Origin of the sequence: Shewanella sp. 10N.286.45.A1 (assembly GCF_041470405.1) — a bacterium.
In the GTDB taxonomy this organism is placed as follows: Bacteria; Pseudomonadota; Gammaproteobacteria; order Enterobacterales; family Shewanellaceae; genus Shewanella.
In genome coordinates this window covers 1-11337 of the sequence record NZ_JBFRMK010000100.1, presented here as the reverse complement: position 1 = coordinate 11337, position 11337 = coordinate 1, and the positions used below count along the sequence as shown (strand labels likewise).

Sequence of the window (11337 nt, the reverse complement as noted above, 5' to 3'; positions counted from 1 at the left end):
AATGCAATTGGTATTAGAGCGGTTGATCTAAAATTTGCTATCAATAGCGGTCATAAGCACTTAGCAATGAGCTTATGACCGACAGAGATGTTATTTAGTGAGCGTGAATGGAATCTCTTGTTATAAGCTTAGGTTCAAACACATTTTTAACTTCAAGATCGGTTTGCTTAAAGGTATTTTTGAGGATCCATCTTGCAGCCATCTGTCCCATAAGCTTAATTGGATAATCAATTGTGGTCAGCTTAGGGTAGATATACTGCGCTAAAATGATGTTATCAAATCCAATTATTGATAGATCTTGTGGAATTGATATTTGATGTTCACGAGCATAAGTCATGGCGCCAGACGCCATCTCATCATTTGCACATACGAGGGCTGTAAAAGGCAGTTTATCTTTAAGCAGTTGCCTCAAACCATCACTACCACCGACTTCTTGGTAATCACCTTCATAGGTTAGTTTAGGGTTATAACTGACATTAAACTCTTTCAAGGCTTTTTTATGACCTTTTAAACGGTCACTGGCATCCATCTTCCAATTAGGACCAGAAATGTAAGCCACCTGTTTATGTCCTTGATCGAGTACTGCTTTTGCTGCAAGGTAGCCGCCGAGTTCATTATCGAGGCTTATACAGTTATCCGCGATTGCTGGTATAAACCGGTTAATTAGCACAATGGGGACTTCATTGTTAACCAAATCAACAAGGTATTCATCTGACACCGCTTCAACATGTAAGATTAGCGCGTCACATCGGCGGCTGATAAGAAACTCAATCCCCTCTTTTTCAGTCTCCTCTTCGCTATGTCCAGCGGCAATGATGGCATGCTTTTGTGAACCACGAAGCTCTGCTTCAATACCACTAAGCATGGAACCATAGAAAGGCCCGTGTAACTCGGAGACCAAAATGCCGACACTATTTGAGCGATTAGAGGCAAGAGATTGTGCAATCGCATTAGGTCTATAGCCTAATTGATCCATCGCATCTTGTACTTTCTTTAGTGTCTTTTCACTGACCTTAGCGTTTTTATTCATCACTCTTGATACTGTTGCGAGTGACACACCGGCTAGTACTGACACATCGTAAATCGTTGCCATATATTCCCTATTAAACGCCTATCGACATCATTTATTTACTTTACGTGTTTGCGGCATTAAGTTCACTTTGAATTTGCTCAACTTTCTTGTCATCCAAGATATACCACTTCATCACGACTGCAACAAGTAAACTGCCGATCGCCGGATAAAGGGTGAATGATAGCAAGATCCCCGATTTTGTTGCTTCTGTCTGCTCTACATCTGCTTGATAACCATAATAAGCTAATGCCCAGCCAGCCAGTGCGCCGCCAAGTGCTACGCCGAGCTTTATGAAAAATATGATGGTTGAATAAACCATGCCGGTAATGCGTACTCCTGTTTTCCATTGCCCATAGTCGATGGCATCAGCCATTTTTGCCCACAGTAAAGGGGTGGCCATATCAAGGAAGAACTTCCACAAGAAGAATGCGATAAAGGCCATTATTATCTGATCGGCGGCAATAAAATAGCTAAGAATACAGATAATAGCTGCAATAATTTGTAATCCGATATAAGCCTTTATCTTACATATTTTCTTTGCAAGTACTTGCGCCAATGCACAACCGAGCATACTGCCGACCATCCCCGTGGTCATAAAGGCGGTAATGAGATCTTCTCTTAATAAGAAGTATTTAACGTAATAAACGGCGAGGGTGAATTTAAGCACTTGACCGGTCAGCAGAAATATCCCTGTAATACATAAAATTCTGGCTTGGTCATTTTGCCAAAGATGTTTAATCTCCACCCAAAAGTTAGCTTTTTGTGCCTTAGGTGCACTGATCCGCTCTTTAGTCCCTAAAAAACACAGTAGAAACAGCACAACGCCAAAAAGGCTCATGGCGGTCATGGTTAGTTGATAGCCTTTGGCTGAGTCACCGCTACCGAACCATTCGACTAATGGCAGGGTACAAGAAGCGACAATTACGCCACCGAGCATGGCGAATACAAATCGATAAGACTGGACTGATACTCGCTCAGAGGGTTTTGCAGTAAGCACTCCACCTAAGGCGCAGTAAGGAATATTGATGGCGGTATAAACCATCATCAGTAGCGTATAGGTCACAAAAGCATAGATGAGCTTATTGCTGTCACTGAGATCAGGGGTAGTAAATGCTAATACGCTAATAAGCCCGAATGGAATGGCAAGCCAAAGTAGGTAGGGGCGAAACTGGCCCCAGCGAGTGCGGGTTCTATCGGCGAGAGAGCCCATAAGCGGATCCGTAATGGCATCAAAAACACGCACAACTAAAAATAGTGTACCCACTGCTGCGGGTGATAAACCGACGACATCGGTATAGAAAATGAGTAGAAACATCATCACGGTTTGAAAAATGATGTTACTTGCTGTATCGCCTAAACCATAGGCAATTTTCTCTTTTACTTTAAGCATTGTAGCCTCATTATTTTTATTCTTTTTGGGTGCTTGCTTAACTAACTTCTCTACTGGTTAATGAATTGCAGCGGAGAAGTTAGAGAATGTAAGCTTTTTGAGTCTAATTTTAAAGCTTGTTATGTTCGGAGACTGATAAAATCTCGATAAGCTTTAGCGCTGTTTTTTAGCGTGCGTTGTTGAGTTTGATAATCAACGTAAACGATACCGAAGCGTTTTAAGTAGCCTTCAGCCCACTCAAAGTTGTCCATTAAGCTCCAAGCAAAATAACCTCTAATATCGACGCCAGCTTCAATGGCATCGTTTACCGCATTTAAGTGTTGATGGTAATACTGAGTACGATCTTCATCTGCAACACTGCCATCTTGGAGTTTGTCATCCATAGCGGCACCATTTTCGGTGATGTAAAGTGGCGGCAGGGGATACAGATCATTTAATGACAAGAGCAGCTCTGATAGGGCTTTAGGATAGATCTCCCAGCCAATATCGGTGTGGGGCACATCGGGCACTGTGACTTGCTCAAACTGGTTTTCAGCACAAGCTTTATACACCGCTCGGGTATAGAAGTTAACGCCCATAAAGTCTAATGGTTGGGCAATGATCTCCATGTCACCTGACTCTATTTGCGGCAACTCTTCAGCAGGTAAGTTTTCAATGATACTTGGGTAGCACTTGTCAAAAAGTGGCTTTATATACCATTGATTAAAATGGGCATCGGCAATGTTGCTGGCATTAAGATCTTGCAGCGAATTTGACTGTGGATAGCATGGCGTGAAGTTAAGCACTATACCATTAAGTGCATTAGGGCTGTTTTTTTGCAGCACTTGCATCGCTAAACCATGAGCAAGCAGTAAGTGATGCGCCGCTTTTTTCCCGAAAGAGCGGCTCTTTAAACCAGGCGCATGAATGCCCGCTTCATAACCCAAATAGGCGCTACAAAAAGGTTCGTTCAGTGTGGCGTATGAATGAACTCGGTCGCCAAATGCTGTTGATATTAGATCGGCGTAATCTCGAAACTTATAGGCTGTATCTCGGTTTAGCCAACCACCATTATCTTCAAGGTGTTGCGGTAAATCCCAATGATAAAGCGTCACAAAAGGCTTAATACCTTTCTCAATTAATCTATCTAACACACCGATGTAGAAATCAACGCCCTGTTGGTTAAGTGCACCTTCTGCAGTGATAACACGTGGCCACGAGATAGATAGACGATAAGCATCAACGTTCAAAGACTCTATTAGATCAACATCTTGCTGCCACAAGTTGTAGTGGTCACAGGCTGTTGCACCGTCGGAGTTATCTCGAATTTTATTAGGCGTATTGCAAAAAGTATCCCAAATACAGGGAAGGCGTGAATCAATACCGCCTTCAATCTGAAATGAGGCGGTGGCGACTCCAAACAAAAAGTCACGCTTTTGCATTTTTGAATTGAAAGGCAGAGAAATCTTCATGGCGATATTAGTCATTTCCTAATAGTGACAAAAAATACAGCGCAATCATTAAGGTCATTAACCTGAAGCATTTTGCAGTCAAATAACATGATTGAACCTAATAAATCATTACTGGTATTCACTATTGGCCGATAAGCAGCAAGATTTCAGGCGAAGAAAATTGCAATATCAACAAACACTGTAGCAATGAAAGCGCTTACATAAAATGTTAACGGAACGGTTGATCTTCGTTGTGTTTGTGTTATAAATGAAAGCGCTTACATTGAGATTAGAGCGTAACAGAAAAAAGGTCAACACATTTATTTAACATGTTACCGCTAGACAGTAGAGAGGCAGATTAGCTTGTGTAAACGGCGACCCTGCTTAAATAACCGATATTGTAGCGATACTGGCTACACGCATAATAAGACTAATAAGGGGTGTATATGGCTAGTTCGCCAATGATGTCAGATAACAGTAGCTTGAATGGGTCGAGAGACACTGAAAAGCACACATTCGCGCTGGTATCGCTAACGTCGTTGTTTTTCATGTGGGGATTTATTACTTGTTTAAATGACATTCTAATCCCTCATTTAAAAGCTGTTTTTTCGCTAAATTACACTGAAGCAATGCTGATCCAGTTCTGCTTTTTTGGTGCCTACTTTTTAGTCTCAATGCCTGCTGGTCACTTAGTGAAAAAAATAGGTTATCAACGAGGTATTGTTACAGGACTTGTGATTGCAAGTTTTGGTTGTGCATTGTTTTATCCTGCAGCGGATCAGGCGGTTTACGGATTGTTTCTAGGCGCACTATTCGTTTTAGCTTCGGGAATTACTATTTTACAAGTGGCGGCGAATCCTTATGTTAATGCGTTAGGTAGCGCAGAAACGGCCTCTAGTCGCCTTAACTTAACTCAAGCATTTAACGCGCTAGGCACTACAGTCGCGCCTTATTTTGGCGCAGTGCTTATTCTATCTGTGGCATCAGGAGCTGGCAGTGAACTGAGCCATGCTCAAGCTGAGGCGGAGCAGGTTAAGCTGCCATACCTTTTGTTATCGGGGATGCTAGCCACACTTGCGGTGATTTTCTCAAAGCTTAAGCTACCGGTTATTGAAGGTCATGGAGAGGTGCGCTCTGATGGTAAGGCCGTTGAGTATTTAGGAAAAACCAATGCCATTGGCCATCGCCATCTTGCACTAGGTGCATTAGCTATTTTTGTTTATGTTGGCGCTGAAGTATCAATTGGTAGTTTCTTGGTTAGCTTTTTAGGTGAATCCAATATTGCGGGTCTTGAGGAGGCTGAAGCGGCGAAGTACATTACCTATTATTGGGGGGGCGCGATGATAGGGCGCTTTATTGGTTCAGCAGTGATGCAGAAGATCCCTGCAGGAAAAGTACTGGGCTTTAACGCAACCATGGCGGCACTGTTAGTGTGTGTGGCTGTTGTTAGCTCTGGTGCAACCGCTATGTACGCCATACTGGCAGTTGGCCTGTTTAACTCTATTATGTTCCCAACAATTTTTAGCTTAGCGCTGCAAAATTTAGGACCGCACACCTCACAAGGTTCAGGTTGGTTGTGTCTGGCTATTGTTGGTGGCGCTATTGTGCCGCTGCTGCAAGGTGTGTTGGCTGATGCCCTTGGTATTCAGTTGGCTTTTTTCCTACCAGTACTGTGCTATGGCTATATTTTGTTCTATGGTCTTAAAGGAAGCCAAGTAGAGCAGGCTTCAAGCAAGGAGCACGTGTAATGGCAAGTTTATTCTTAAGCGGGTTTACCCTCGATGCATGCCACTTAAAGGGAATTAGATAATGACTAACAATAAATTTAATCTGCGTTTAGATGCCGCGATACTAAAAAAATCGCAATGTAGTTTATTCGTATCGGCGTTGCTTTTATCAAGTGTAACGGCTTGTTCGTTAAAAGAGGCTGAGCCGGTTGAGAAACGTGATGCCTCAGTGGTATGGCCTAAATTACAGTTAGAAGTACAGCCAAATGCGGAGATGGAGCAAAAGATTGCGACAATGGTCAGTGAGATGACCTTAAAACAAAAAGTGGCGCAGATGATCCAGCCTGAGATCCGCGATATTACCGTTGAGGATATGCGCACTTATGGTTTTGGTTCTTACCTTAATGGCGGTGGCGCTTTTCCTAACGATGATAAGCATGCCACGCCAAGTGATTGGATAGCATTGGCTGAGGCTATGTACCAAGCTTCCATCGATGATTCCATTGATGGTTCTTCAATTCCAACAATGTGGGGCACCGACGCCGTGCACGGCCATAACAATGTGATAGGGGCAACGCTGTTCCCGCACAATATCGGTCTTGGAGCGACTAACAACCCAGAGCTCATTGAACAGATCGCAGCTATCACAGCTAAAGAGGTAATGGTTACGGGTATCGATTGGGTATTTGCACCAACGGTTGCAGTGGTTCGTGATGACAGATGGGGACGCACTTACGAGGGCTACTCTGAAGATCCTGAAATTGTTGGGGCTTATGCCGCCTCTATTGTAAGAGGGCTGCAAGGCGCGGCAGATGAAGACTTTCTTGGCGATGAAAGGGTGATATCAACGGTAAAGCATTTCGTAGGCGATGGCGGCACGGTTGATGGTATCGATCAAGGCGACAATATAGCAACGGAGCAAGCGCTATTTGATCTGCATGCCCAAGGCTACGTCAGTGGGCTCTCTGCTGGCGCACAAACTGTAATGGCATCTTTTAATAGTTGGAATGGGGTTAAAAACCACGGTAACAAATACCTTCTAACCGATGTGCTCAAAGATCAGATGGGCTTTGACGGTTTTGTAGTAGGTGATTGGAATGGTCATGGCCAAATCCCCGGTTGCAGTAATGATAATTGCCCACAAACTATTAATGCAGGACTTGATGTTTATATGGTGCCAACGGCAGCATGGAAACCGCTTTTTGAAAATACCGTTGCCCAAGTCGAAAGCGGCGAGATCCCAATGGCGAGAGTGGATGATGCGGTAACGCGCGTACTTAGAGTCAAAATGCGTGCGGGTCTGTTTGATAAACCAAGCCCAGCAAAGCGCACACTTTCAGGTAAAACAGAGCTTATTGGTGCTAAAGAGCACCGAGAAGTGGCAAAGCAAGCAGTACGAGAGTCTTTGGTTCTACTGAAAAATAACGACAACATCTTGCCGTTATCACCTAAGCAAACTGTACTTGTTGCTGGTGATGCTGCCGATAATATCGGTAAGCAATCTGGTGGTTGGTCGATTACTTGGCAAGGCACTAATAACACCAATGCTGATTTTCCTGGTGGCAGTTCAATCTATGATGGGATTAAAGCTCAAGTAGAAAGCGCTGGCGGAAAAACCATTCTTAATGTTTCAGGGGATTATGCGGTTAAACCTGATGTGGCAATCGTCGTTTTTGGTGAAGAACCCTATGCTGAAGGCAATGGCGATATTGATAACTTGGAGTATCAACGCGGTAATAAACGTGATTTAGCCTTATTGCAAAAGTTGAAAGCGCAAGGTGTTCCGCTTGTCGCGGTGTTTATTAGTGGTAGACCGATGTGGGTTAACGCTGAGTTAAATGCGTCAAATGCTTTTGTCGCCGCTTGGTTGCCTGGTAGTGAGGGTAAGGCTGTTGCTGACGTGATATTTACTGACGTTGATAATCAACTGCAATTTGATATGACAGGCAAGCTATCTTTTTCATGGCCAAATAGTCCAACACAAACGGCAGTTAATCGTTTTGATGACGACTATCAGCCGCTATTTCCTTACGGCTTTGGCTTGAGCTACGGCGATGAAACTGAACTGGAATTGTTGGGGGAAGTCGCAGAGCTGAGTAATGATGAGTCACAAAGCGTTGCCATTTTCACTCGCTCAGTACAAGCACCTTGGGTGATGTCGATTGGCAGTGACAATGAGCAGATAGCAGTGACGAGTAGTGTGCTGCAGGGCGAAATAGTCTCTTTGCGTACAGTTGATAAAGTGGTGCAGGAAGATGCAAGGCGAATAGAGTTTAATGGTAAAGGCGCAGGCTTTGTTCGGTTTACGAGTAACTTCCCAAGAGATCTAAGAGCCGCAATTGAATCTAACTCAGCGCTGTCTTTTGCGGTAAAACTCGATAGTGAGCTTAGTGATGACGTCTATATCTCTATGGGCTGTGATATCCAATGTGGTAAGCCGCTAAATATCACCTCTTTACTTGCTGAATTGCCGAACAACAGTTGGCAAACTGTCAGTATTGATTTGAAGTGCTTTAGCGACACAGGAGTTGATTTTTCACGGGTAAACTCACCGTTTTCACTGTCAACGCAGGGGAAGCTAACGCTGAGTATTGCTGATATCGCCTTGCTGCCGCAAGCGGACAATCAACAAGCGACTATGGACTGTCAGTGATTTGATGAAGATAAGCCATCTTCTTGCAAGAGGGTGGCGACTATCTAAATTTGTAAATAGTGAGATGATTAACTTTGCAATTATTGCTAACTAACAAAGGTTGTTCACCGCTGAACCAATTTCCGACCAGTTTGTGTGTAATAGCTGTTTCTGTACTAATTTTAGCAGGATGTCATTCGCAGCCTAAGCTTGATGAAAAAGGGTGGCAGCTTATATGGAATGATGAGTTTGATGGGACCTCCATTGATTTAAGTAAATGGAGCCATGAAGTTAATTGCTATGGTGGTGGAAACTCTGAAGCGCAGTGCTATACCGCGAATGCCAGTAATAGTTATGTGGCAGATGGTTCGTTGCACATTGTTGCGATAAAAGAGCCGTACAGTGGACCGGCCGATAAAGATGATCATCCCAATTATCACGCTGACGATAAATCAGTGACTAAAGATTACACCTCTGCCAGATTACGTACGCTCGGTAAAGGAGATTGGCGCTATGGTCGCTTTGAAGTTCGAGCCAAGTTTCCAAAAGGTCAGGGAACGTGGGGAGCTGCTTGGATGCTGCCAACCGACTGGGTTTATGGCGAGTGGGCCAGCTCTGGTGAGATTGATATCGTCGAAGCAGTAAACCTTGGCACTGTTTCTGATGAATATCCCGCTAGTCAAAAACAGGACGAAGCAAAGCTGCTTGAAACCCGAATTCACGGTACGTTGCATTATGGGCAAGAGTGGCCTGAGAATGTTTATTCTGGTCAGTCCTACCGCTTAGATGATAAAGAAAATCCAGCCGATGGATTTCATGTTTATGCTGTTGAATGGGAACAAGGTGAGATCCGCTGGTATATGGATGGTAATCACTACGCAACACAAACCGCGAAGGGTTGGTATAGCGAATCGGTTACTGGAGTGCTGGCTGAAAGTGATGCACCGTTTAATCAGCGCTTTCACTTTATTGTTAATTTGGCTATCGGCGGTGACTGGGCGGGCAAGGTCAATGAGAAGGGGATTGACGCGTCTGTTTTCCCACAGACTCTTGAAATTGATTATGTGCGTGTATACCGCTGTGCTAACGCCATTGAAACGGGTAAAGGCTGCGCCAGTGTTCAAGCAGATGCCGTGATGGTCAAGGGTAAGCTTGATGAGCGTTAATTTAGAACGAGTGTGAAGATACGCTATAAGCACAGTTTGGATTGAATACGATTGCAACATAGCACTAACACTATTTTTGTGTCAGCGAGTGGCTTAGTATCTTTTAGACCTAAAGTGTGTAATTGATTATTAATTTTTGCTTAAAGTCAGTGGCATAATCGTTAGTTAGCCATTTTTGTATATAGAGAGAGTACTTTGAGCCAAATTAAGACACAAACATCTGTAAACTCCGATAACGTTAATGGCTTTGAGCCTGAATGGTTAGTCGCAATCGTTGATATTGCCGTTGCTGCAGGTGATGCGATTATGACTGTTTATGCGACAGATGACTTTGAGGTTGATGTTAAAACTGACGATAGCCCGGTTACAGCGGCAGATCTTGCCAGCCATAACGTGATCGTGGCGGCGCTTGATAAGTTAACGCCCACTATTCCAGTGATGTCTGAAGAGTCGACGACATTAGCATGGGAAGAGAGAAAACTTTGGCAGTCGTACTGGTTAATCGATCCACTAGATGGCACTAAAGAGTTTATTAAGCGAAATGGCGAGTTCACCGTCAATATTGCTTTCATTCATCAAGGTCGTGCAGTTGCTGGCGTGGTTTACGCACCTGTTTTAGACAAATGTTATTTTGGCCACCTTGCTGGTGGCGCTTGTTTGAAGCATGCAGGTGTAGATCAAGCTTTAGTTAAAAAATCATTTGAAAATAAAGCCGTGCCTAGAGTTGTCGGCAGCCGTTCTCATATCAGCCCTGGTTTACAGAGCTACCTAGAGGCGCTGGGTGAACATGAAATGAAGAGTGTCGGCAGTTCACTTAAGTTTTGTCTGCTAGCCGAAGGTGAGGCGGATATATACCCAAGACTTGGGCTCACCAGTGAATGGGATACAGCTGCTGCGCAGGCGGTGTTAGAAAGCGCTGGTGGCAAAGTGCTGCAATATGGCAGTGAAGCTGCACTTGATTACAATCAAAAGTCAGATATTTTGAATCCATATTTCATTGCTTACGCGCCTCATTGGGAGTGAGCAAGAAGGTTTAATTGGTATCTTGTATAAGCTTGGTGCCTCAATAATATAACTAGAGAAATGATCAGTATGATTATGGGAGAGGCTTAAATGTTGCGGATTGGCATCGATCTTGGTGGAACAAAAATAGAGTTAGTTGCATTAAGTAGCGAAGGTGAAGAGCTTTTTCGTAAACGTGTACCGACTCCTCGAGAATATGTGGCGACGCTAGATGCAATAGAATCGTTAGTCAATGAAGCAGAGTCTTTACTTGATGACAAAGGTACTGTTGGCGTTGGGATCCCAGGCGTTGTCTCGCCGTACTCTGGTCTAGTTAAGAATGCTAACTCAACCTGGATCAACGGTCATCCTCTGGATATTGATTTAGGTAAAAGGCTTAACCGAGAAGTTAGAGTCGCCAATGATGCTAACTGTTTTGCCGTTTCTGAAGCGGTAGATGGCGCTGCTGCAGGCAAAGGGGTGGTGTTTGGGGTGATTATCGGCACTGGTTGTGGTGCCGGCGTTGCAATCAACGGCAAAGTGCATGGCGGCGGAAACGGCATTGGTGGAGAGTGGGGGCATAACCCTTTGCCGTGGATGACCGCAGACGAGTTCAATTCAACTGAATGTTTTTGTGGTAATCAAGACTGTATTGAGACCTTTATCTCAGGTACAGGCTTTGTGCGCGACTACAAGCAAGCAGGCGGTGATGCGCCAAGTGGTATTGAGATTGCTCAGCGAATGGAAAAGGGTGAACAGCTCGCTACAGAGGCGTTTGAGCGATATATCGACAGACTCGCTCGTTCACTTGCTCATGTGATCAATATTCTTGATCCTGATGTCATTGTCTTGGGGGGGGGAGTGCCAAATATTGAAGCTATCTATCCGCTGCTTCCAGATATCTTACCTAAGTATGTG

The 11337-nt window shown here is 44.1% G+C and carries 8 protein-coding genes; 5 read left to right on the top strand and 3 right to left on the bottom strand.

The annotated features are described in order from the left end of the window. Positions 1-94: 94 nt before the first annotated feature. From AB4238_RS08825 to AB4238_RS08815, 3 genes are all read right to left on the bottom strand, one after another. Entirely contained in the window at positions 95-1093 is a 999-nt protein-coding gene (locus AB4238_RS08825; RefSeq protein WP_372032991.1) for a LacI family DNA-binding transcriptional regulator, read from the bottom strand. A gap of 40 nt (positions 1094-1133) precedes the next feature. Beyond that, positions 1134-2462 carry a glycoside-pentoside-hexuronide (GPH):cation symporter gene (locus AB4238_RS08820; protein ID WP_372032989.1) on the bottom strand — a complete coding sequence of 443 codons (1329 nt, stop codon included), beginning with the start codon at positions 2460-2462 and terminating at the stop codon, positions 1134-1136. A 119-nt stretch (positions 2463-2581) separates the two neighbouring features. Next, the gene (locus tag AB4238_RS08815) at positions 2582-3913 is read right to left on the bottom strand and encodes a GH1 family beta-glucosidase (RefSeq protein ID WP_372032993.1); all 1332 of its coding nucleotides are present in this window, start codon (positions 3911-3913) and stop codon (positions 2582-2584) included. A 425-nt stretch (positions 3914-4338) separates the two neighbouring features. Between AB4238_RS08815 and AB4238_RS08810 the strand changes: the two genes are divergently transcribed. The 5 genes from AB4238_RS08810 to mak all read left to right on the top strand — a co-directional run. Beyond that, positions 4339-5640 carry a sugar MFS transporter gene (locus AB4238_RS08810; protein WP_372032987.1) on the top strand — a complete coding sequence of 434 codons (1302 nt, stop codon included), beginning with the start codon at positions 4339-4341 and terminating at the stop codon, positions 5638-5640. A 61-nt stretch (positions 5641-5701) separates the two neighbouring features. Then, positions 5702-8272: an exo 1,3/1,4-beta-D-glucan glucohydrolase gene (locus tag AB4238_RS08805; protein WP_372032984.1), complete on the top strand. Its 2571-nt coding sequence runs from the start codon at positions 5702-5704 to the stop codon at positions 8270-8272. 74 nt (positions 8273-8346) lie between these two features. Then, positions 8347-9417: a family 16 glycosylhydrolase gene (locus AB4238_RS08800; RefSeq protein WP_372032982.1), complete on the top strand. Its 1071-nt coding sequence runs from the start codon at positions 8347-8349 to the stop codon at positions 9415-9417. A 204-nt stretch (positions 9418-9621) separates the two neighbouring features. After that, positions 9622-10440, top strand: a complete 819-nt coding sequence (gene cysQ, locus AB4238_RS08795) for a 3'(2'),5'-bisphosphate nucleotidase CysQ (RefSeq protein WP_372032992.1) — start codon at positions 9622-9624, stop codon at positions 10438-10440. Between the two features lie 90 nt (positions 10441-10530). Next, positions 10531-11337: fructokinase (gene mak, locus AB4238_RS08790; protein WP_372032979.1), on the top strand; the 807-nt coding region annotated here is incomplete at its 3' end.